21 protein-coding genes are annotated in these 22,774 nt (G+C 68.4%); 9 read left to right on the forward strand and 12 right to left on the reverse strand.

Annotated elements, in window-relative coordinates; all coding sequences use genetic code 11:
* Positions 1-48: 48 nt before the first annotated feature.
* Positions 49-1,599, reverse strand: a complete 1,551-nt coding sequence (locus FZP69_RS17610) for an FAD-binding domain-containing protein (RefSeq protein ID WP_152042674.1) — start codon at positions 1,597-1,599, stop codon at positions 49-51.
* 619 nt (positions 1,600-2,218) lie between these two features.
* On the opposite strand from FZP69_RS17610, the gene FZP69_RS17615 reads away from it, so the two are divergent.
* Entirely contained in the window at positions 2,219-5,356 is a 3,138-nt protein-coding gene (locus FZP69_RS17615) for an adenosylcobalamin-dependent ribonucleoside-diphosphate reductase (RefSeq protein ID WP_152042675.1), read from the forward strand.
* Positions 5,357-5,746: 390 nt separating this feature from the next.
* A complete protein-coding gene (locus FZP69_RS22720) occupies positions 5,747-6,757 on the forward strand; it encodes a hypothetical protein (RefSeq protein WP_192918636.1) in 1,011 nt (336 codons plus the stop codon).
* A gap of 515 nt (positions 6,758-7,272) precedes the next feature.
* On the opposite strand, the gene FZP69_RS17625 is transcribed toward FZP69_RS22720, so the two are convergent.
* The 5 genes from FZP69_RS17625 to FZP69_RS17645 all read right to left on the reverse strand — a co-directional run bounded on the left by FZP69_RS17625 (position 7,273) and on the right by FZP69_RS17645 (position 10,744).
* Entirely contained in the window at positions 7,273-7,773 is a 501-nt protein-coding gene (locus tag FZP69_RS17625) for a hypothetical protein (protein ID WP_204960058.1), read from the reverse strand.
* A 192-nt stretch (positions 7,774-7,965) separates the two neighbouring features.
* Entirely contained in the window at positions 7,966-8,478 is a 513-nt protein-coding gene (locus FZP69_RS17630; protein ID WP_152042677.1) for a hypothetical protein, read from the reverse strand.
* Between the two features lie 107 nt (positions 8,479-8,585).
* Positions 8,586-8,882 (reverse strand): hypothetical protein, encoded by a 297-nt coding sequence (locus FZP69_RS17635; protein ID WP_152042678.1) that lies wholly within the window; start codon positions 8,880-8,882, stop codon positions 8,586-8,588.
* A gap of 2 nt (positions 8,883-8,884) precedes the next feature.
* Complete coding sequence (locus FZP69_RS17640; RefSeq protein ID WP_152042679.1) at positions 8,885-9,160, reverse strand: ArsR/SmtB family transcription factor; 276 nt, start codon at positions 9,158-9,160, stop codon at positions 8,885-8,887.
* Between the two features lie 27 nt (positions 9,161-9,187).
* Positions 9,188-10,744 carry a molybdopterin-dependent oxidoreductase gene (locus FZP69_RS17645; protein WP_152042680.1) on the reverse strand — a complete coding sequence of 519 codons (1,557 nt, stop codon included), beginning with the start codon at positions 10,742-10,744 and terminating at the stop codon, positions 9,188-9,190.
* Positions 10,745-10,890: 146 nt separating this feature from the next.
* Here FZP69_RS17645 and FZP69_RS23295 point away from each other — a divergent pair, with 146 nt between their 5' ends.
* Together FZP69_RS23295 and FZP69_RS17650 are read left to right on the forward strand one after the other, a co-directional pair.
* Positions 10,891-11,013, forward strand: a complete 123-nt coding sequence (locus FZP69_RS23295; RefSeq protein ID WP_275689375.1) for an HVO_2523 family zinc finger protein — start codon at positions 10,891-10,893, stop codon at positions 11,011-11,013.
* A 181-nt stretch (positions 11,014-11,194) separates the two neighbouring features.
* Positions 11,195-12,184 (forward strand): phytoene/squalene synthase family protein, encoded by a 990-nt coding sequence (locus FZP69_RS17650; protein WP_152042681.1) that lies wholly within the window; start codon positions 11,195-11,197, stop codon positions 12,182-12,184.
* 12 nt (positions 12,185-12,196) lie between these two features.
* Here FZP69_RS17650 and FZP69_RS17655 read toward each other — a convergent pair whose 3' ends face one another.
* The 4 genes from FZP69_RS17655 to FZP69_RS17670 all read right to left on the reverse strand — a co-directional run bounded on the left by FZP69_RS17655 (position 12,197) and on the right by FZP69_RS17670 (position 16,744).
* Positions 12,197-13,330, reverse strand: a complete 1,134-nt coding sequence (locus FZP69_RS17655; RefSeq protein ID WP_152042682.1) for an ATP-binding protein — start codon at positions 13,328-13,330, stop codon at positions 12,197-12,199.
* A 175-nt stretch (positions 13,331-13,505) separates the two neighbouring features.
* Positions 13,506-14,345: a bisanhydrobacterioruberin hydratase gene (cruF, locus tag FZP69_RS17660; RefSeq protein WP_152042683.1), complete on the reverse strand. Its 840-nt coding sequence runs from the start codon at positions 14,343-14,345 to the stop codon at positions 13,506-13,508.
* Positions 14,338-15,237 carry a prenyltransferase gene (locus FZP69_RS17665; RefSeq protein WP_152042684.1) on the reverse strand — a complete coding sequence of 300 codons (900 nt, stop codon included), beginning with the start codon at positions 15,235-15,237 and terminating at the stop codon, positions 14,338-14,340. The genes cruF and FZP69_RS17665 overlap by 8 nt, the downstream gene beginning before the upstream one ends.
* A gap of 1 nt (position 15,238) precedes the next feature.
* The gene (locus FZP69_RS17670; RefSeq protein ID WP_152042685.1) at positions 15,239-16,744 is read right to left on the reverse strand and encodes a phytoene desaturase family protein; all 1,506 of its coding nucleotides are present in this window, start codon (positions 16,742-16,744) and stop codon (positions 15,239-15,241) included.
* A gap of 335 nt (positions 16,745-17,079) precedes the next feature.
* Between FZP69_RS17670 and FZP69_RS17675 the strand changes: the two genes are divergently transcribed.
* The 4 genes from FZP69_RS17675 to FZP69_RS17690 all read left to right on the forward strand — a co-directional run bounded on the left by FZP69_RS17675 (position 17,080) and on the right by FZP69_RS17690 (position 21,566).
* Complete coding sequence (locus FZP69_RS17675; protein ID WP_192918637.1) at positions 17,080-17,655, forward strand: hypothetical protein; 576 nt, start codon at positions 17,080-17,082, stop codon at positions 17,653-17,655.
* Between the two features lie 287 nt (positions 17,656-17,942).
* Positions 17,943-18,623: an SDR family oxidoreductase gene (locus FZP69_RS17680; protein WP_152042687.1), complete on the forward strand. Its 681-nt coding sequence runs from the start codon at positions 17,943-17,945 to the stop codon at positions 18,621-18,623.
* Between the two features lie 105 nt (positions 18,624-18,728).
* The gene (locus FZP69_RS17685; protein WP_152042688.1) at positions 18,729-20,603 is read left to right on the forward strand and encodes a hypothetical protein; all 1,875 of its coding nucleotides are present in this window, start codon (positions 18,729-18,731) and stop codon (positions 20,601-20,603) included.
* Between the two features lie 102 nt (positions 20,604-20,705).
* Entirely contained in the window at positions 20,706-21,566 is an 861-nt protein-coding gene (locus FZP69_RS17690) for a ZIP family metal transporter (protein ID WP_152042689.1), read from the forward strand.
* Positions 21,567-21,618: 52 nt separating this feature from the next.
* Here FZP69_RS17690 and FZP69_RS17695 read toward each other — a convergent pair whose 3' ends face one another.
* Both FZP69_RS17695 and FZP69_RS23085 read right to left on the reverse strand, forming a co-directional pair.
* Positions 21,619-21,972, reverse strand: a complete 354-nt coding sequence (locus FZP69_RS17695) for a VIT1/CCC1 transporter family protein (protein WP_240137693.1) — start codon at positions 21,970-21,972, stop codon at positions 21,619-21,621.
* Positions 21,963-22,160 (reverse strand): VIT1/CCC1 transporter family protein, encoded by a 198-nt coding sequence (locus FZP69_RS23085; protein ID WP_240137695.1) that lies wholly within the window; start codon positions 22,158-22,160, stop codon positions 21,963-21,965. The genes FZP69_RS17695 and FZP69_RS23085 overlap by 10 nt, the downstream gene beginning before the upstream one ends.
* Before the next feature lie 107 nt (positions 22,161-22,267).
* Between FZP69_RS23085 and FZP69_RS17700 the strand changes: the two genes are divergently transcribed.
* Positions 22,268-22,696: a universal stress protein gene (locus FZP69_RS17700; RefSeq protein WP_152042690.1), complete on the forward strand. Its 429-nt coding sequence runs from the start codon at positions 22,268-22,270 to the stop codon at positions 22,694-22,696.
* The last annotated feature ends 78 nt before the right edge of the window (positions 22,697-22,774 follow it).

Here is a 22,774-nt window from a genome sequence, read left to right on the forward strand (position 1 = left end):
GTGAGACGGGGTGAAACGAAGGAGGAAGAGGAGCGCGGTCGCTCGCGTTCACTCGAACGCCGAGAGGCTGGTCTGGTCCGGCGCAGTGTCGGCCGTGTCCGTCGAATCCTCGGACGACCCCCGCCCGCGACGCGACAGGGAGGCACGGCGTCTGATCTCGGGGTCGCACAACGCCTCGTGGGCGCGGTCGTCGAGCGCGGCGAACCGCTCGGCGGCCTCGCGCCGCCTGGCGTCGTAGTCGACGACCGGGTACGGGTAGTCGGTGCCGATCTCGACGCCGAACTCCTCCTGGAGGTGGAGCGGAATCCGCTCCGGCCGGTCGAGATGCTCTGTCGGGACGGGCCGGAGTTCGGGCAGCCACTCGTGGACGAAGGTGCCGTCGGGATCGTTGTCGCGGACCTGCTTGCGCGGGTTGTAGATCCGTGTCGTGTTCACGCCAGTGACGCCGGCCTGCTGTTGCCACTGGGTGTAGTTGATCGCGGGGTCGGCGTCGATCAGGTGGTAGTAGAAGTGGTCGGCGCCGATCGTCCACGGCTGGCGGAGGACGTAGCTGAAAAACGAGGCGCACATCGCGCGCATCCGGAAGTTGAGCCAGCCCGTCTCGCGGAGACACCGCATGGAGGCGTCGACCATCGGGAACCCCGTCTCGCCCCGTTTCCACGCCGCGACGAGGTCGAGGTCCTCGTGGTCGAGATTGAACCCCCTGAAGACGGGGTTGACGGCGTGGTCCATCCAGCCGGGCCAGTCGGCGAGCTTCTGGGTGTAGTGGCGGTTCCAGTACAGCCGCGAGACGAACAGTTCGCGCCCGCGGCCGGCGGCGTGGTCGGTGACGTGCTGGTACGCCTCGTGCACCGAGAGGCAGCCGAACCGGAGGTACGGAGAGAGGCGACTCGTCCCCGCTTCGGCCGCGGCGGGCGCGGAGATGGAGCCGGGATAGTCGTCGATACGTTCGGTGAAGCGCTCCAGCCGGTCGAGCGCGGCCTCGCGCCCGCCGGTCGGGACCGCCGTCTTCTTCGGCGTCACGTCGTATGCCGCCTCGATCGCCTCGACGGTGACGTCGCTCGCGCAGTCGTGGTCGCCGAAGCCGCTCGGGGCTGGCTCGACGGGCGTGTCGGTCAGGTACGCCTCGGCGTGGTCGCTCCAGTTCTCACGGCTGTCGCCCTCGCGCTTCAGCCCGTCCCCGCCGACGAACCGGACCCCGAGGTCGGCCGCGGCCGCGTCGTCGCGTCGTCGCCCGTACCGACCGCTGGGATCGGCCGTGGCGAGGACGTCCCACCCCGCGTCGACGAACCGGCGTAAGATCGAGAGGGGGTCACCGTGGGCGAACACGAGCGTCGTCCCGCGGCGGTCGTACTGGGTAGCGAGGTCCGCGAGACACTCGTGGAGGAACCGAATGCGAGCGTCGCAGGCGAGCCCGTCCGTCCCGTAGAAGTGCGGGTCGAAGACGAACAGCGGGCAGACGTCGTCGTACTCGCCCGTCGCACGGGCGACGGCCGGGTGGTCTGCGACCCGGAGTCCCCGGCGGTGCCAGACGACCGCGCCGTCGTCGGTCGGCGGGACCGACGGCGGCGCGCACGACGACAGCGGGGTGGTGGTCACGAGGACACGCCCGCCGCAGGTTCGGCGTCGGCCGTCCGTCCCGCGGACCGGACGACGGTCGTGGTCTGTCGGCCCGGTCGAACCGCGAGCGCAGTCATCGCCACACCTTGGGAGGGCCGACGGATGACCGTTGTGGCGGGATCGTCACCCCCGACTGGGCGGCCGGTTACGAACCCCTGCGACCGGGGACCGACGTTACCTCGGAGAAGGATAAAAATTCGGAGAGAAACGCCGACGGAACCCCACTGCGACCGGCGTCCCACCCGTCGAGGCGTCGCCATGGCGGGACGACCGCCGGGAGAGACGGGCCATCCGAACCCCCCATTCGTTCTACTGGACATCACCGCTGTGTCTGTCGGATCTCGGCCGTCGACGACCACTTTCACTCCGGTTTGGTATGGGTTAAGAGGTTCGCGCACCCACGAGTGGAGTGCGCTAGCAACGCGAGCGAGGATCGATCGCGTTCGACCGACCAGAAGCTCGACACGAAAGGGACCCTCGACCGAGAGTCCCAAGAGTTAACAACAGCAGTCACCCAGGACAACATCGTCACGAATGAGCGGAATCCAGTTACCAGAAGAGACCCGACCGGGGGGAGTCGGGCAGGAGGGACAGTGAGATGAGCGAGACGAACATCGGCGCGGACGAACTCGTCCGCCCGATCAAGCGGACGGAGGGCGACAGCTTGGAGGAACGGCTCACGGCCAACGCCTACAACAACATCCTCCCCGCCCGGTACCTGCGCAAGGACGCCGACGGCAACGTCACGGAGAGCCAGGAGGAGCTGTTCGCGCGCGTCGCGAAGAACATCGCGCTCGCCGAGGCGGTGTACGAGGCCGACAGACAGGACGTCACCGTCGAGGTCTCGCCGGACCAGCTGAAACCCGGCCATCCCCGGCGGGGCGAACTCGCCGCGGAAGTGTTCGGCGTCGGCACAACGCCCGACGACGACGTCACGACGACGCTCTCGGTCCACAACGTCAACAAGTTCGCCTACGACACGGTCGTCCCCGAACTCCCCGACGACGTCCGCGAGGTCGTCGTCGACTACCGCGAGGCGTTCCAGGAGCAGATGGAGTCGCTGTCGTTCATGCCGAACTCCCCGACGCTGATGAACGCGGGGGACGAACTCCAGCAGCTGTCAGCGTGCTTTGTGGATTCCCCCGAAGACGACATCACCGACATCCACCAGACCGCCAAGGAGGCCGCCGAGGTGTTCCAGTCCGGCGGCGGGATGGGGTACGCCTTCTGGCGACTCCGCCCGTACGGCGACGCGGTCGGCTCCACGGGCGGAATCGCCTCGGGACCGATCACGTTCATGCGGACGTACGACCAGATGTGCGAGACCATCGCGCAGGGCGGTGCCCGCCGCGGCGCGCAGATGGGCGTCATGCGCGTCTCGCACCCTGACGTCATCCAGTTCATCCACGCGAAGAACAAGGACGTCTCGCTCGCCCACTCCCTGCGGCTGAACGACCCCGACGACTTCACGCACACGTCGTTCGCGGACGCCCTCGAGGAGGCCCGCGAGCTCATCGACGAGGAGGGTCGCGTCCCGAAGCACCTCCGCAACGCGGTCGAGGGCCACCTCTCGAACTTCAACATCTCCGTCGGGGTGACGGACGACTTCATGGAGGCGCTGTACAACGACGAGGAGTTCGTCTTCACCAACCCGCGCACCGAAGAGCCCCACGTCGCCACGCCGCAAACGAAGGAGCTGTACGACATGTTCGGCCTCGGCGACTACGTCACGGTCGGCGAGGTGTTGTCGATTCCGGCCGCGGAGATCTGGGATCACATCGTCGACGGCGCCTACGAGAACGGCGAACCCGGCGTCATCTACCTCGAACGCGTCAACAAGCAGCACTCGTTCGACGTAGACGAACATCCAGAACATCGTATATTAGCTACAAATCCGTGCGGTGAACAGCCGCTCGAAGAGTACGAAGCGTGTAATTTGGGCCACATCAATTTGTCCACCGTCGCCGACCTCGACGCGCCGGACTGGCGCGTCTGGGCCGACGAACACGCCCACGAGTACGACTCGCTCGCCGAGGCCGTCGACGCCTTCCTCGCGGAGGCGATCGACTTCTCGGAGTTCGACACGCGGATCAGGCTCGGGACGCGCTTCCTCGAGAACGTCGTCACGATGTCGGACTTCCCGGTCGACAAGATCGAGAAGAAGGTGCGCGAGATGCGGAAGATCGGCCTCGGCGTCATGGGGCTGGCGCAGCTGTACCTCCAGCTCGGCATCCGGTACGGCTCCGACGAGGGCAACGAGGTCGCCCGCCAGCTGATGAAACACATCAACCACGAGTCGAAGTGGGTGTCGCACGAACTCGCCGAGGAGCGCGGGAGCTTCGACGACTGGGCCGACTCGAAGTACGCCCACCCCACGACGTACCGCGAGTGGTTCGAGCACCACACCGGTCTCTCGGCCGACGACTGGACCGACGGCTTCCCCATCCGCAACCACAACACGACGACGATCGCCCCGACCGGGACGACGTCGATGATCGGCAACACGTCGGGTGGGTGTGAACCGATCTTCTCCGTCGCGTACTTCAAGAACGTCTCCGACGACGTCCAGGGCGACGAGATGCTCGTCGAGTTCGACGACTACTTCCTTCGAGTCCTGGAGGCGAACGACATCGACGTGGAGGTGGTGAAGTCGGAGGCCGTCGACCAGATGCGGAACAACGAGTTCGACGGCGTCGACGGGCTCACGACCGTACCGGACGCGATCGGCGAGCTGTTCGTCGTCACCGCCGACCTGAGTGGGAAAGAGCACGCCGCGGTGCAGTGCGCCTGTCAGGAGGGCGTCGACTCGGCCATCTCGAAGACCTGCAACTTCCCGAACTCGGCTTCGAGAGAGGACATGGACGAGGTGTACCGCTACATCTACGACAACGGCGGGAAGGGCGTCACCGTCTACCGCGACGGGACGCGCTCGAAGCAGGTGCTCACGACGCGCGCGAAGAACGCGGAGTTCGCCGACGACGAGGAGGCCGCCGAGACCATCGTCGGGCAGATCGCCGAGGTGTTCGGTGGGATCGAGGGCTTCCTCAACAACGAGGCGGTCCGGGCCCAGCTCGAAGCCGACATCGAGACGCTGCTCGGCTCGAAGCAGGAACTCGGCAAGAAGCGTCCGCGCCCGGACGTCCTCTACGGCGTGACACAGCGGATCGACACGGGCTACGGGAAGCTGTACGTCAACATCAACGAGGACGCCGACAACCGGCCGTTCGAGCTGTTCGCCAACATCGGCAACTCCGGCGGCTTCACCGCCTCGTTCACCGAGGCGCTCGCCAAGACGATCTCCACGGCGCTGCGCTCGGGGGTCGACCCCGAGGAGATCGCGAGCGAACTGCAGGGCATTCGGTCGCCCAAGGTCGCCTGGGACAAGGGCGAACAGATCAACTCGATCCCTGACGCCATCGGGACGGCGATGCGCCGGTACCTCGACGGCGAGATCGACAAGCAGTACCCCCAGCAGAAGAACCTCTCCGAGCTCGAAGCGGAGGCGCGCGAACGCGAACGCGAGCGGCTCAGACAGGGCGAGACCGACGGCGGTGCCACGGTAGCCGACACCGGCGGCAACGAGCAGGTGACGCTCGACGCCGGCAGCGGCCGGGACGCCACGCAGGACCTCCTCGACGCGGGCGAGAGCCCCGAGTGTCCCGAGTGTGGAAACATGACGCTGGAGTTCACGGAAGGCTGCAAGACGTGCAAGTCCTGCGGCTGGTCGGAGTGTTGAACCCGGTGTCGGGGTCGCGGTAGGTCGCGCCGACGCTCACCGGACGACGGCTGTTTTACTCGACCACCACCGTAGCTCACGTCGACCACCGGCGGGTCGGTCCCGTCGCTCGGCTGGACTCGTTTCGTCCCGGACCCAGTAGTCGCGAACGACCGGCGAGACTACCGCTGGGTAACTGCGACGGAGACCGACACGGGACGCGTCACACGGTCCGAAGCTGGACCGTCGACGGTTTCGCCGACGGCTCCGTTGCAGCCAGTGGCTCCGGACGGGTGTGACGCCGGAGCGACCCGTCTCGGGACAGGGTCGGCGCTCGAATAGATCCGATACCACGATGATTCGGTCGACTCGGCGGATACACTGATAATCTTCGAGTGTGGAACGGACAGTATGCACCGCAGGACGGTCCTCGCTCTCCTCACCGGTCTCGTCGCAGGTTGTAACGCACAGGACGACACGACGGCGACGCCGACCCCCACCGAGACGCCCACCCCGACGCCGACCGAGACTCAGACCCCCACCGAGACCCCGACCCCCACCGAGACGCCAACCGAAACGGGGACGCCCACGCCCGGCGGCCCCGAGCGGGCGGGGAACGAGGCGATCGCGGAGGTCGAGAAGACGCTCAACTCCGCCGTCGCGACGTACGGCGGCGTCGACAGCGACAGCATCATGGGCGTCGACGCCTCGGCGACCGACTTCCGGGGCCGTCTGATCGACAACTCCCTGCGCGAGGCACGGGAGGAACTCGAGACGGCGCGCGAGCGGGCGGTCACCCGCGAACAACAGCGGACCGTCGAGCGACTGGCCGTCGCGATCCGCTTCCTCGAACTCGCGGCGGCGACACAGACCTCGCTCGGGAACGCGTACTTCTCGCTGGATCGCGCGCGCGCCGAGATCGACGCCGAGGAAGGGGTCGAGGCGCGCGACCGCCTGGACAGCATGGAGAACGAACGACGGTTCGCCGCCCAGTCGTTCGGGCGGCTCCAGTCGGAGACGGACGCCGCGTCCGTCAGCGTCGTCGGGAACATCGACACCGCCGACTACGAGGCCAAGGTCGAGCAGTTCGGCGCGGAGATCGCGGCGATGAACCGGCTCAATCCCCGGGTCGAGACGCTGAGCCGCGCGGTCAGTCGCCTCGACGTGGCGCGGGCACAGGAGGCCAACAACTCCGACAGCGCGGCGGACACGGCCAGCCGCGCCGTGGACGAGCTGACGGACGCGCTGGCGACGCTCCGAACGTTCCTCGAAGGGCTGTCGACCGCCGCGGACTCGCTCGCGCCGATCACCCAGCAGCTGATCGACGTCGGCGAGGCGAAACTCGCCGACGCGAGAGAGATCGCGGGCGAGACGCCGACGCCGACGTCGACACCCGCGGGCACGACGACGGAGTCGAACTGACGACGGCGTCGAGGGCGGACACGACGAGCACGGTGAACGTCGCGAACACGACGAGCCACGGCCGACTCGCTCCGACCTCGACGAGGGAGCCGCGGCCGGAACAGTCGGCAGTCCCTTCGTGACACGTCGGGTCGTCGACGTCGGACGCGAGCACGGCGACGCCGACGCGTGCGAGCGGCAGCCCGTCTGTCCGACCCGGTACAGCCCGATCGCGAGGGACGGGAGGTCGATAGCGGACATCCAGCGGCGACCGCTCGGTGTCGTCCAGGCGTAGTGACTGCTCGCGACGAGCGCCATCGTCCACGGCCGAGGAGCAGGAGGACAACGGAGAAGCCGACCGTGGTGAGGACGACGTGCACGAGGAAGCCGCCCGGCGTCGGGCCGGTGAACAGGAGGGCGATCGGTTGGCTAGTTGTCCGTTCGTTCACTCGATCAGCGTACGCACGCCGACCGAGCGGCGAGGACGTGGCGCGGGCGAGATAAGCGGGGAGTGTGCAGAGAGCCTGTCGGGAGAGTCAGGCTCGCCCGTTGAGCGGACAGATGAAGTAGTCCGGCGGGCCGAAGCCGGGCCGGCCCAGCTCTACCTCGATGTAGTCTGCGTCGAGGACGTCCGCGTCGTTCGTGATCGGTGCGTCCTCGTTGAACGCGTCGATGTCCGTCACCTTCGCGCTGAAGTGCGTCCACTTCCCGCCGTTCCAGTCCTGATCGCCGGGCGCCGACTCGGAAACGAACGGCGACAGCTGTTCCTTGCTGGCATCGCTGTTCGCCACGATCGGGCCGGAACCGTCGTGGAGGAAGTAGATCTTGTCCTCGGGGTCGGGTCGCTCGTCGAGTACCTTGACGACGTTCGTCCGCCAGAGCACGTCGTTCGCGTAGACCCGACCGAACCCTCTGCGGTTCTCGTCGCCTCTGCCCCGATTGGCCGCTGCCGTACCGAGCGTCCCGAGCCCGACTGTGGCCGCCAGTCCGGCCGCGCCGGTGCGCAGGACGCGTCGTCGTGTGTGTTCTGTAGTCATGGTCGTCGGAGGTGAATCCTCCAGTTCCGGCGAGGTCATGTCAATACAAGTAGATTTTTCGCATTTCGGGACGACTCCGAACAGAGTTACACACCAGTGACACCTACTCTCTACCAAATTCGGCACAACTGCCGTCGGCCGTCCGACGGGAGCGTCGCCGACACGTCCGGACGGGTCCGAGCGTGGTGCGCGTCAGTACCGAAACACCGCGTTCGCGATGCCGACGGTCTGTCCGGCGTTCACGAGCGTGAGGCCGGCGACGGACGCCGTGGTGCCGACCGAGGCAAGCGGACCGCCGAAGTAGACGACCCAGCCGAGGACGCTGAGAGCGGCGGCGACGCGGTAGACGGCCGGGGCTTCGCGGACGTGTCGGGCCGTGTAGACGAACGCGGCGGCGGGGACGAGCATCCACGCCGAGAGCATCACCGCGACGACGGGGGCGTCGGGTCGGCCGAGCGCGAGCGCGACCGTCCCGGCGAGGGTGAACCCGAGACCCACGACGAGCACCAGTTGCCACGCGTAGAGGACGCCCGAACGCATCTCCGACCACGAGGCGGCGGTGAAGAGGACGAAGACGGCGTTCATCACGACGTGTGCCGCGAGGAGCGTCCGCGGAGAGACGACACCGAGGTGGGCGGCGGTGACGAACGTCCACGCGAGGGGGACGAGCACGATGGGACCGTTCTTGCGGAGGCGTCGGAGCACGATCGACGGAAGGGGACGGGTCGAAAAGAGCGTGTCTCTCGACGATGCACGGGCGAGAGGCTGGCCGGCGGCGGCGAACGGCGCTCTCTTCCCCGGTCGGTCACCGGTCACCGCATCGTGACGTACGTCAGGAAGGCGATGGCGACGAGTTGCAGGCCCCGCAGGACGAGCACGGCCTGCTGAACGTGGGGGTCGCCCGAGTAGAGGCTCTGCATCGTGAAGAAGAAGTAGACGGCGAGGGCGTTCTCCACGAGCATCACGGCGCTGAACGCGACGAGTCCGAGGACGAGCGGCGTCCGGAACGTGCGGTAGTTGCGCAGCCACACACCCGAGAGCGCCAAGAGGAAGATGATGTTGACTCCCGCGAGGGCGCTCGCCGCCTGTATCGTGATTCCCATCGCCATAGCTAGTTCATGTGCTCCGTGATGCGTTCGAAGGTGTCGCGGTTCTGTTCGAACCGGTCGGTGAGGAAGTAGAGCTTCCCGTACTCGTTGCCGCCGCTCTCGACGACGTCGTGGTCTTCGAGCATGTCGAGGTGGTGACGGACGGTCTTGTAGCTCACGTCGAGTTCCTCCGCGAGTTTGTTCGCGTTGCGCGGACGCTCCGACAGTGCCCGGATGAGACGGACGCGGTTCTCGCCACCGCGCGTCGCCGTGAGCAGATACCAGAGCGCCTTCTCCATCGGCGTGTGATCGTTCGCACGGTCGTCTTATAATCGCCGTGGGTCGATCTCGCGCGACACCCAGCCGGACGGTCCACGGGGGAACGCCCGCCGCTCTTCGGCCGACTGGACGTCACCGGTCCCGTCGACGGCGCGGACGACCACCTCGTGAGGCTCCGTGGCGTCGTAGGCGTGCTCCCACATGCGCCAGGCGTCCTCCGCAGTCTCTCGGAGCGACTCACCCGTCCGCGCGTCGACGGCTCCCGGCAGTGGGTCCGAGAGCGTCGCCGCGGACCACGACTGGCCGCCGTCGGTCGACACCTCGACCCGGTCGATGCCGCGGGTGCCCGCGTAGGCGTGCCCGCCCACGCGAACGCCGGTGTCGGTCTTCGAGACCGAGTGGAGTTTGGCGACCGTGTTCACGGGGCCGGTGCCGTGCCAGCCACGCTGCTCCCAGTAGCCGTCGGCCGGCTCCTCGAGGACCTCGATCTCGGTGAGCCACTTGACGTTGATCTCGCCCCAGTGGCCGGGGATCAGTGCCCGGACCGGGTGACCGTGTCCGCGGGGGAGCGGCTGGCCGTTCATCCGGTACGCGAGAAAGCCCCGACGCAGGGCGGCCATCGGGAACTCCTCGAAGTAGTCGTCGGCGGCGCGGAGCATCACACAGCACTCGTCGGGGAGGTCCGGGAGGACCCGTGCGATGGGCACGCCCGTCCAGAGCGCGGTGTCGATCTTCTTCCCGTTGAGCGCGTCGCCGACGCACTGGAGCGTGACGAATCTGTGCTGTGCGGGTTCGCCCGTCAGCTGGTCGTACGTGAACTCGCGTTCCTCGTCGACCGCACCGGTCACCCGGAGCGACCATTCTTCGGCGGAGAGATCGGGGTCGACGCTGTTGATGTCGACCTGGTAGAACTCCTGCGAGACGAGCGGGTCGAGGTCCGGGAGGTCCAGCGTCCGCGCGCTCGCCGCCGCCAGGAGGTCGTCGACGACCGAGTCGCCCGTCGACCCCGCCGCGTCGGTAGCGGTGTCGGCCGTCGGTTCGGCCCCGGAGCGGGAGCCGACAAGCGCACCACCACCGGCGACGGCGACGGCGGCGGCGACCACGCGGAGGAAGCCGCGACGGTCGGCAGCCGACGCCCTCTCGCCGGACGACGGATCGATGCGTCCCGCGGCCAGCAACACGATGCCCGCGCCGAGCCCCGCGCCGAGCGCCGAGACGGGCGAGGCGGTGAGCGCCGCGGTCAGGATACCGATCGTGACTGCGGCGGCGACCGTCGTCGCGAGGCGGTCACCGCCGACCGCCCGACCGAGTCGACGGAGCACCACGGCGACGGCACCGACAGCGCCCACGGTCAGGACGAGCGCGAGCACGAAGCCGAGCGACTGACCCAGACTCCCGAGCGTCAGGATCGCCCAGGTGACGACCGCGTCGGGAGTGGCCGCCGTCACCCAGCCGGCGACCGGAGCGGCGAGGAAGCTCGGGCGGGCACCGACGGCGGCGTAGGAGCCGGCGACCGCGCCGACGCCGACGGCGATCGCGACGAGGACGTCGAGCGATCGACGCCGCCACGGATCGAGCGCCCTCGGCTTCGAAGAGGAGTTCATAGGCGAGTGTAGGGAGTACACGGGCATATTCGTTGGCCGAACTCGGGTCACACTCTCTTCCAAATCAGTGCCAACTCCCGCCCGTCGTGTCGGCTCGGCTGTCACGGAAAGAAACAGTCTTTGCCGATGAGTCCTCTTACGTTCACATGCAGGAGCAAGTCCGAGGCCGTCCCTGTCCGCTCTGCGGGGCCTCGATGAGTCACCGTCACTGCAAGTACGTCTGCCCCGAACACGGGGTCGTCTACGACTGCAGCGACACGTTCTGGTGACACTCGTGACGAGTACCACGCGGCCGCGACGGTCGCCCGGCGACGACCGAGCGGTCGGGCGAACGTCGGCGTCTCGAACGGCCTCAAGCGTTATATTACGAGAGTACCTAGCGGCGCATAATACGATGCGCGGTGAGCACTGGAGCCACACACTGACACCCTCACGATCCCTCCCCACACGATGGTAGACGACAGACAGGTCGAGCGGAGCAAGCGCATCCAACAGCGGACCGGCAAGACGTTCCACCTCGCGACGCGGCTCCTGCCCGAACGGGTCAGACACCCGACGTACGTCCTCTACGCGTTCTTCCGTGTGGCCGACGAGATCGTCGACACGGCCGACCCCGCTCCGCCCGACGAACAGCGGGCCGAACTCGAACGCCTGCGCGCGGAGGCGCTCGGCGGGCGCGAGGCGACCGACCCCGTCCTCGAGGCGTTCTGCGAGATCCGCGAGGAGGCCGGGATCGACGACGACGACGTTCGGGTGTTCGTCGACGCGATGCTCGCCGACATCGAGAAGAGCCGGTACGAGACGTACGAGGAGCTCGAGGCGTACATGGACGGCTCCGCGTCGGCCGTCGGACGGATGATGACGGCCGTGATGGGATGCGACGACCCCGAGCGGGCGCTGCCACACGCGACGGCGCTCGGCGAGGCGTTCCAGCTGTCGAACTTCCTCCGCGACGTCCGCGAGGACGTCGTCGAACGCGACCGCGTCTACCTCCCGCTGGAGACGCTCCGCCGGCACGGAGTGACGGAGGAAGAGGTGAAGAACTTCGAGTTCTCCGATGACTTCCGCGCGGCGATGCGCGACGAACTCGCCCGCACCGAAGCGCTGTACCGCGAGGGAGTGGCCGGCATCAAGTACCTCCCCGAGGACTGCCAGTTCGCCGTCCTGCTCGCTGCGGTGCTGTACGCCGACCACCACCGCGCCATCCGCCGCTGCGGCTACGACGTGCTCTCCGAGACGCCGTCGCTCTCGACGGGCCGGAAGCTCTGGCTGCTCGCACGGACGCGACTGGCGTGGGCGCGCACGAAGGATCCCGAGACGGTGTTCCGGCGCGTCAGCGTCGTCCCGTACCCCGGTCGACACGCGGGACACGACGTCGACACACGCCCCGGACGCGGTCGGGGCCATCGGTTCGCCGCCTGGGTCCGCAACCTCATCTGAGCGGCGAGAGGCTCACTCGTCGGTCTCGACCGCGTCGACTCCTCGCACCTCGAACCGGGCACCGCCGGCTCTCCCCGTCGTCACCGTCACGTCCCAGCCGTGCGCCGTCGCGATCGTGTCGACGATGTGTAATCCGTACCCCGTGCCGTCGTCGGTCGAGTATCCCGGTTCGAACACCGTGTCGGCCTCGTCGGGGGGGATGCCCGGGCCGTCGTCCTCGAAGACGAAGTCGCCGCGAGCGGCGGGGCTCTGCGACTCCTCGGTCGTCGAGTCGGCGACGTCCTCGTCGAGTGGGGCGATCCACACTCGCGCGTCGGGGCCGGCGTGGTCGACGACGTTGCGAAAGAGGTTCTCGAACAACGACCGGAGACGGCTCGGATCCGCGGACACCGTCGGAAGCGCCGGATCGACGACGACGCCGTCGGACGACAGGGGAGTCGTCTCGAGCGCCCGGGTCGCACAGGCACTGAGCGACACCGGTTCGAGGTCACCGACCACACGTCCTTCCCGTGCGAGCGCGAGCAGCCCGCCCGTCAGCTCCTCCATCCGTTCGTGGGCTCGTTCGATCCGGTCCAGATACGCCTCGTCACCCGTCTGTCGGTACAGCGCCAGGGTACCGCTGGCGACGCTGAGCGGACCCTGGAGGTCGTGGCTGACGACGCTGGCGAACGTGTCCAGTCGGTCGTTCCGTTCGGCGAGCTGCCGTTCGCGACGACGCCGGTCGGTGACGTTGCGGGCCGTCAGCACCACGCTGTCGGTCTCGTCGTCCCACTCGTCGGTGGTGGCGAACTGGAGCCAGATCCACTCGCCGTCGCCGGTCCGGATGCGGGCCTCGACGGACGACGGACCGTGAGAGGACCGCTCACCTGCTCCGGCGTCGTCGGGCGCACGCTCGAGATCGTCCCGCCGACCCGCCGTCTCCGCCGTCACCAGGAGCTCGACGGCCATCGCGTCCGTCTCGTGGAGGTGGTCGACGAGCGACGTCCCGACCAGGGTGTCGGGCTCGTGCCCGACGACAGTGCGGGCAGACGGACCCACGTACCGGATTTCGCCCGCGGCGTCGACGACGACGACGAGCTCCGGGATCCGTGAGAGCAGCGTCTCGTAGCCGCTGCCTGGCGGCGTCCCCCCATCGTCCAGCCTCATGTGGGCGACGTACGTTCTGTATTACCAAAAATTCTCGCATTTTGATTTGTTTCTCGACGGTCCGACGATCCCGGACGAACACCGCGAAGGGAACCAGAACGGGCATCACAGCGATGGATCGTCGGGGTCCCAGTCCGCTTCAAACCGTCGCGTCGCCGGCGAGGAGCCGCGCGTGCTACCAGAACCGGCTCAGCCGCGGTCGCGCCACCCGCAAGAGCCGGGCGTCGAACCGATCGGTCCGGACGAGGCCCACGCCGAAGCCGGCGGCGACGGCGACGGCGACCCAGTTGCCGAACCAGGCGTTGATCCCGCCCCAGAGGATGACGAAGCTCACGAGATCGTCGAGCATGTACTCCGTCTCCGAGAGCCGCCGGAGGAGGGCGGTACGCGAGAAGGCGACGTCGAGCGCGACGACGGCGACAGTCGCCGACAGCACCCAGCCGGCGTAGTTCGACAGCGGCACGCCGTAGTAGAGCCCCCCGTTCGGATAGACCCAGAAGCCGAGCGCGACCGCGCCCGGGTCGAGGACGAGGTCCATCGCCAGCACGGCGGCGACCACGCTGACGAGTCGGAGCGGTCGCGACGCCGCCCGCCCACCGAGGAGCAAAGCGACGAGGAGGTAGGCGTTCATTACCAGCGGGATGAAAAAGACCGGGAGGCCGAGCGGTACGCCGAAGACGGTGGGGCCGAGGTCGACGCCGTAGAAGAACTCGCCGTAGGGGACGCCGGTGTGCACGCCCAGAAACTCGATCCCGTAGGAGTACGCGACGAGCGCGCCGAGTGCGAGCGCAGCCCGCCGACCGACGAGCGGGAGCACCCCGGCCAGGAGCGGCGACCGCATGACGAGCGTGCCGAGGAGGATCAACAGGGGGTTGAACGACAGCGGCGGGGGGAGTAAGCCCTCGGCGCTCGCCACCAGCAGGACGGCCCCGTTCAGCGGAAAGAACACGGAGATGGTGAAGCGGTTGTCGACGATGAGGCGGTCGAGACGGGCCTCGAGCGCGCGCCTATCCATAGACGAGCCTCCAGAGCAGTCCCATGGTCAGGACCATCCCGACCAGCGTGTTCAGCGCCGGATACCACCAGTAGGCGCGTTCCGTGGGAACCTCCGACCAGTAGAGTACGAAGACGACGACGGGGTACGCCAAGAGGAGCAGCGAGATGCGGGTGTCGACGAAGGCGAAGGCGATGGCTGCTGTGATCCACGCCGCCCCGCAGTAAGCGTAGGTGCGCTCTTCGCCGAGGACGGTCGCGGTCGTTTCGATCCCGGCCTCGCGGTCGGGTTCGATGTCGGGGATCGCGGAGAAGGTGTGCATCCCCATGGTCCAGAGCCACGCGCCGACGAGCGCCGCCAGCGGCGGGTGCGTTCCCGAGAGGGCGGCGAACGCGGCCGCACCCGGGAGGATGTACAGCCCGTTCGACGCCGAGTCGAGCAGCGGCGTCGTCTTGAACCGAAACGGGGGCGCGCTGTACTCGACGGCGAGGAAGCCGAAGCCGGCGAGATACGGCCACGCCAGCGCGGGCGTCGCGGCGAAGAGTCCGGCGCCGAGGAGTCCCGAGACGACGACGGCGGCGACGACGCGCCGCCCGCCCTGCCAGCGCGCCTCGCGCCCCTCTTTCTTGGGGTTCTCGGCGTCGACGTCGGCGTCGAAGAGGTCGTTGACGCCGTACAGAAAGAGGTTCGCCGGCAGGAGGAAGTACGCGAAGAGGGCGACCGCGAGCGGGTCGAACAGTTCCCCTGGAGTGCGCGCCGCGGCGGCGACGCCGACGATGACGGGCCCCGCCAGGTAGAGCCAGAAGCGCGGACGCGACAGCGTCAGGAGGTAGCGGACGGTCGCGCCGGTTCCGCCGCCGGCCGTCTCTCGCTCGCCCTCGGCGGTCGTCGACGTCGACGTGCTCGTGTCCATCCTACGGTTCCTCTGCCGTCTCCGCCATCCGTTCGGCCGTCAACTGTCCGCTGATCAGACACATCGGGACGCCGATGCCCGGCTGGGTGAACGACCCCGTGAAGAAGAGGCCGTCCATCTCGCGTGAGGCGTTCGGCGGTCGGAAGAGTGCCGTCTGTCTGAGGGTGTGCGCGAGACCGAGCGCCGTCCCTTTCGTCGCGTTGTACCGCGCGGCGAAGTCCTCGACGCAGAACGACTCCTCGACGACGATCCGGTCGCGGAGGTCGACACCGGTGTGCTCGGCGACGTCGTCGAGGACGAGGTCGCGGTACGCCTCGCGGAGGGCGGGCGTGTCCTCGAGGCCCGCCGCGACCGGGACGAGCACGAACAGGTTCGAGTGTCCCGCGGGAGCCACGGCGTCGTCCGTCTCCGAGGGGACGCAGAGGTAGTACGCCGGGTCGTCGGGCCACGCGGGGTCGTCGAAGATCTGTTCGAAGTGGTCGTCCCACTCGGTGGGGAGGACGAGCGTGTGGTGGGCGAGCGGGTCGACGTCGCCCTCGACGCCGAGATAGAGCAGGAACGCCGACGGTGCGTACGTCCGCGACTCCCAGTACTGGTCCGAATACTGTCGTTTCTCTGGCGGGAGGAGTTCGCGCTCGGTGTGGGCGTAGTCGGCGTTCGAGACGACGTAGTCGGCGAGGAACTCCCCCTCGTCGGTGCGGACGACGAACCCACCGGTCCGACCCCTGATCTCGCGCACCGGCGTCCCGGTGTGGAACGTGACGCCGAGTTCCTCGGCCATCGCGACGATGCCGTCGACGACGCCCCCCAGCCCGTTCTCGGGGTAGTAGACGCCGAGGTTGAAGTCGACGTGGCTCATGAGGTTGTACAGCGCCGGCGTGTTGTTCGGGGAGCCACCCAGGAACACCAGCGTGTACTGCATGATCTGCTGGAGCTTCGGGTGTGAGAAGTACCGTTCGACGTGGTCCTGCATCGATCCGATCAACGACAGGCCCCAGGCGTTCTTCGCCACGTCGAGGTCGAGGAAGTCCCTGAGTCGGGAGCGGTCCTCGTAGACGAAGTGCTCCATGCCGATCTCGTAGTTGCGTTCCGACTTTCGGAGGTAGTCGTCGAATTTCTCCCCGGCCCCGGGCTCGTACGCCTCGAACGTCTCTCGATTGGTCTCGAGATCGGGGACCATGTCCACCCGGTCGCCGTCCTTGAAGAAGATGCGGTAGTGGGGGTCGAGACGAGTGAGCGAGTAGTAGTCGCCGGGGGTGCGGTCGAAGTGACCGAAGAAGCGCTCGAACACGTCGGGCATCAGGTACCACGACGGCCCCATATCGAAGCGGAAGCCGTCGCGTTCGAGACGGGAGGCTCTGCCCCCCAGCTGTTCGTTCTTCTCGAGGAGCGTCACGTCGGCGCCGGCGTCGGCGAGGTAGCACGCGGTAGAGAGCCCGCCGAAGCCGCCGCCGACGACGACGACCGACGAGCCAGCGAGGGCCGAGAGGTCCGAAACCGAGTCCATAGCCGGAGTTAGGTCCTCGGAGGCATAAGTCGACTGACCGGACGGCGACCCGCATGGTTCGCAGACGGACCGCGGTCGGTGTCGCGCCCGTCGTCGTGGCAAACATCTAAGATTTTATACGTACAGGTGACGAATACGTCGAGCTATGGTCAGTGTGAGCGCGGGACCAAGACCGGACGAGCCGACTGGACCGCTGAACCGCCTACCGGGCGGTCGAAGACGTCACCCGTGGCTCCCCGGAGATGACTGGGTCGACGCCTGAGCCCGACGTCGACACCGGATTGATCCTGTGGCACGAGAGCTGGCTCGGTCGGTTCGTCGTCGCTCAGTTCGGCGTGCTCTCCCTGCTGGCGGTCTTCCTGATCGTGCTCGGACCCGAAGCGATGTCGTCCATCGTGGATGCGCTCATCGGGATAACGCTCGGTTACATCGACTATGGATACGTGTTCGGTGGGGAAGGCTCGGGAGCCCCGGAAATGCTTCTGTCGATATTCGAACGGCTCTACGTGTACGTGTACAGCTTCGTGGGCACGATGGCGTTTTTCTTCATCAGACTGTTCAAAGAGACAGACATGGACCGGACGGCACTCTTCAAGGTCAGTTTGCGAGTCCCGGCCGCCCTCTTGCTCGTGACGGTCTTCTACCTGCTCGTCGCGATGTCGACGGGTCCGAACGGGAACGTCGGCCAGGTCCACTGGCTGGTCGCGTTTCTCGTCGGCTTCTACCTCACCTACTCCGTCGATACACTCGACAGGACCACGGTGCAGATCTTCCGCAAACTGTTCGAGACGCCGGACCGGGAGCCCGGCAGGTCGAGGACCGGCGAAAATCAGTCCGACGTAGCGGTCGACGTCGACGCCGAAGCCGACGCTGACGCCGGCATCTCCCCTCGGCAGACCGGGAGCGAGTAGTGAGCCAGACCGGTGCACTCAAGCAGCCGCGTTCGCCGAGTCGGGCCGGGGACAGCCGAAACGTGCGTTCGACAGGCCGGACGAGGTCGCCTGCGTCGGCCGTCCGGGACGGAGGCTGTCGACCGAACGCTCGGACGAAGCGACGGCTGCCCGTCCGTCGAACGTCGTCACCGACAGATAGCAGCATCGCCAGCTGACAGCTTCGTCACCGACTGACGGCCGACCGCACCCCACGCGAACGGCGGACGGAACCCGACGTTTACCTTACCACCGTCCTACCCGTCGGTATGGACGACACGACAGTCGTGGTCACGGGCGGCAGTCGCGGGATCGGGGCGGCGTGCGTGCGGGCGTTCGCCGAGGCGGGCGCGACGGTCGTCGCATGCGCGCGAGACGTCGAGCCGATCGAGGCGATGACGGGCGAGTTCGACCGCGTCAAGGCCGTCCGGGCCGACGTCCGCGACGAGTACGACGTCGAACGGCTGATGGAGACCGCGGCACGGATCGGCGGGTCGATCGACGTCGTGGTCGCCAACGCCGGCGTCAACCACGGCCCACCGGGTGAGATGTCGCTCGACGGGGAGCCGTACGCCCGGTTCGACGACACGCTCCGGACGAACGTCCGCGGGGTGTTCGCCACGGTCAAGGAGGCCGTCCCGCACCTCGCGAGCGACGCCCGGATACTCGTCCCCTCCGGGTCGATCGCCCGGGAGGCCAAGCCGGGGATGGGCGCGTACGCCGTCTCGAAGGCCGGCGCGGAGGCGCTCGCCCGCGGCTTCGCGACCGACCTCAAACAGGTCGTCGGCGTCGTCGACCCCGGCCTCGTCGCGACCGACCTCGCCGGTGGACAGGGCCGCGACGCCGCCGACGTCGCGCCGATGTTCGTGTGGGCGGCGACCGACTGCCCCACGGCGGACCTCGACGGGGAGATCGTCGATCTGCGGGCGTGGAAGGGGGCGACGCGGTAGTCCGGGGACCGAACCGGCACATCGTGGTGACGGCGGTAGCGAGATATTATCAGCGGAGATAACAGTCACGGAAGCGTTATCGTTTCTGCCGACAGGGAGGTGACAATGGTCCGCCGCTGGACGCAGTCGATCACGGACGACGACGCTGTGAGGCTGGTTCGGCACGAGCGGGCGGACGGGGTGGAGCGTCCCCGGGCGACCACGTACGACGTCCGGTTTCCGGCCACTGTCGGCGAGATGGACGACGCGACGGTCGTGACGCCGGGCGACGCCGTCGTCGGTCCCGTCGAACGGTCGCGCGGTGAGCCGACCGGCGCGCTGGAACTGACGGTCACCGTTCCCGACGACGCCGGCGTCGAACGGGTCGTCGTCTCGTGGAGTGAGGGACGGGCGGTGGTGTACGTCCCCTCCGCGCGGATCCGTGAGCGGTGTGAGGCGGCAATCGACGGGGACGAGTCGGCAGCGGCCGCCGTGCTGGCGGCGTTCGAGACGCCGGTGCAGGTGCCACTGATCTGCGGGGCCTTCCTCGACCTGCCGGAGGTCGTCGCACTGGTCGACGCGGTGACGGCGGCCGACGGGCACGCCTCCAGCGTCATCCACTCGTTCCGGTACCCGATCCTCCGGGCCGCGCTCGTCTGTCCCACGGGTCTGTCCGTGAGCTCCGACGCCGAACTGGAGGCGCTGGTGGCCGGCTTCGACGCGATCGACGCGATCGGGTCGGTCGGGCTCGTCGACGCCCTCTCCGAGACGATGGCGACGGCGTTCGGCTCGGCGACCCAGACGGCGGCGCTGGTGGCGTCGCTCGGCTACGACCTCGCCGACCTCGAACGGCGCGACGACGGGCAGTTCTTCGCCTGCCATCTCGCCCACCTCGTGACGACCGACGGCGTGCGGGCCGCACGGGGACACACCATGCGCCGACGGTGGCAGCTCGACGGGAACTACGAGCGGCGGAAGTTCGAGGCACGCACCGCGGCGTACCCCGACCGGGGACGCGAGTGGCGGGCGCTGCTCTGTGCCTCGGCGCGCGAGTCGACGGACGAGTTCGTGTACGTCCTCGCGAACGCGCTCTACTGGACGGGATACGCGGTGCGGTCGGACTCACGGATGGCCGAACTGCTCTACGACGGGGCGTCGACTGTCGTGACGGCGATCGACCTCCCCGAGCTCCGGGCGCGAGCGCAGTTCGAGTCCCACATCGCGGCCGGACACCGGCTCCGGAGCTGCCACCAGTTCGTGGCAGCCGCTCGGCGGTTCAGAGACGCCAAGTGGCTCGCCACGAGACACGAGTTCCTGCCGACGTGGGAGCCACGGTACAACGAGGTCGTCGTGCACGCACACGACCTGACCGCGGACGGCGACCACGAGGCTGCGAGCCGCGCGATCGACGACGGGATCGGTGACCTCCTGGCGTACGACATCCACCCCGAGGCAGCGAACCGGGCGATCCACCACCTCAAGGGACAACAGCTGGAGGCCGAGGCCGAGTCGGTCGGGATCTCGGACCCGTCGAGGATCCGCGGGTTGCTGCGGGACGCACGCGATCACTACGCCGTGATCGACTTCGATCGATCACGGGATCGGGTCGAACGGAAGCTCGAGCACGTCGAGTGGCGTCACGGGAGACGGGCGACACCCGTGGAGGACGACACGGTCGACGCGCCGGGTTCGGTGGCTGACCCCGAGGTCGACGGCGCCGACGCCACGTCACACGAAACGACCGACGTCGAACCGCGGACGACCGAGACGGGGCCGTCACGCCCGGCGACGGAGCCCGACGACGCCTCGACACCAGGGCCGACCGGTGCCGAGCCACGGCCGGCCCCCGAGTCCGTGGCGTACCCCGACTTCGACGATCCGCTGACGCCGCACGACGAGAGTCTGGTGGGCAGTGCGGACGTCGTGACGGGACCGGAGTCACGGCGGAACGACGCCGACGTCCCGGGGGAGAGAGACGAGACGGCGGGCGGCCGGGAGTAGACGTCGGAGCGCGGAGCGAGCGAGTCTCGGGAGAGGACCCCAGTGGACACCCGGGAGCGACGACCACAGTCCTTATTAACGAATAGGAGAGAATTGTTAACCATGGAAATCTCGACCGTCGCCCGGCGAGTCTCGTCCCTCCAGCGGGTCTCGCGTCTCGGTCTCGGTGCGGTCGCGCTGCTGATCGCGCTGTCGGCGTACGCCGTGACGGCGGGCCTGTGGAAGCTGCTGGGCATCTCGTGGGTCGCCTTCGCCGCGATGGCCGGCGCGGGCGTCGTCGGATACAGGAGCCGCGACGAGAACCCGACCGCGCTCGTGTGGGGGTACGGCCTCGCCTCCGGCGCGATGGTCACCTCCGCGGCCGTGTTCCTCCTCCCGGGCGCCATCGGCCACCACGCACAGTTCGGCGGCTTCGGCGTCGCACTCGGCGTCCTCGTGGGGTTCGCCTCGCACTCGATCGGCCACCGGCTCGCCCACGTCGAGATGCCGCTCGACCGCACCGTGGCGGAGCTGTCCGCGCACGCGCTCGCCGCCGGCGTCGTCATCGGCGTCGTCTACGGCAACATGCCCGAGCTCGGACTCCTGCTCGGGCTCGCCATCGTCTCGCACAAGGGACCCGCCGGCTACGCCGCGGCCGCGCGGCTCGCCCGGAAAGGCGGGGACGTCACCACGCTCCTCCTGCCGGCCGTGGGCGTCGGTCTCACGGCGATCACGGCCGCCTCGCTCCAACTCCCGGCGTCGCCGCCTCTCCGGGGGCTCGTCTTCGGCTTCGCGACCGGCATCTTCCTCCACATCGCCATGGATTTCCTCCCCCGGTGCGAACTCGGCAGCGAGATCCACGACGCCATCGAGACCCACGACGGCCACGCCCACACGCTCCTCGACCAGCTCCGCCTCCACGCCGTCGCGAGCACCGTCCTCGGCGGCGTCGTGGTGTTCGTCGCGTGGCTCCTCGTGAGCTGATCGCCCGCGCGGAGGCTGGTGAGTCGGCTCCCCCGACGACCCATCCGACGGCTCACGCGAGGCCTCGCAGGAGGGTGCCGACGACGAACGCGACCGTCGCCGCGGCCATCCCCACGACGAACATCTCCGCGCCGTTGACGTACCACCGGCGGGCGGTGACCAGGCTCCGGCTCGCACCCACGGCGAAGAACGCGACGGCGGTGAACGCGATCGACAGCGGGAACAGGGGTTCGAGCGCGAGCCCGTACGGGACGAGCGGCGTGACGCCCGCGACGACGAAACCGCAGAAGGTGACCGCGGCCGTGTACGCCGGTGGTTTGCCGCCGTCGCCGGCCTCCGCCGCGTTCCCGCGCGCCTGCTGGTAGTCCATCTCCGACCGTCGGCTCAGGTAGTTGCTCATCCCCATCGAGAACCCGTCGGCGAAGAGGTTCGCCAGCCCGAGAGGACGAGGACGATCGACGGACTCAGCGCGGCACCGGCGACGCCGGCGACCACGGCGAACGTGGTGACGATCCCGTCGTTCGCACCGTAGATCACTTCGGCGAGGTACTTTCCCGATTCGTCGATGTCGTCACCGAGGAGGCGCTCGAGCATGGTTCGGTTCGACAGCGCCGACAGCCGCCACCGACGTAGCCTCGTCGGTGTGGGCACCGATCGCCCGGGGGATGAACTCTTGAACGCGGCCGTCGTAACGACCTGTCATGACAGAAACCGTTCTGGTCGCGTTCGACGGCTCACCGCTCGCCCAGCGCGCACTGGAGTACGCCCTCCGGAAGTGCCCGGACGACGACCTCGTCGTGCTCCACGTCGTCGACCCCGTGTACGCGGTGTACGAGGCCGAGTTCGCCGGACTCCCGGGAGCCGAGGCGTGGGCGAACGACGCCGTCTCGGCGTCCGAGCGACTCCTCGACGAGGCGACGGACCTCGCGGCCGACCACGCAGGGAACGTGACGACCGCGAGCGAGACGGGGAAGCCCGAGCGGTGTATTCTGACGGCCGTCGAGGAGTACGACGTCGACCACGTCGTCATGGGGAGCCACGGACGCACGGGCGTGCCGCGCCTCGTCATGGGGAGCACCGCCGAGGCAGTGATGCGACGCTCGCCGGTCCCCGTCACGGTCGTCCGGTGAGTCGAGCGGGGAGAGCAGCAGTCGTCGCGGACGGGAGGAGCGTCGGCGAGAACGAGAGAACCGGGCGGGGAAGCGGTC

This window comes from Salinigranum salinum, from assembly GCF_009176545.1.
GTDB lineage: Archaea > Halobacteriota > Halobacteria > Halobacteriales > Haloferacaceae > Salinigranum > Salinigranum salinum.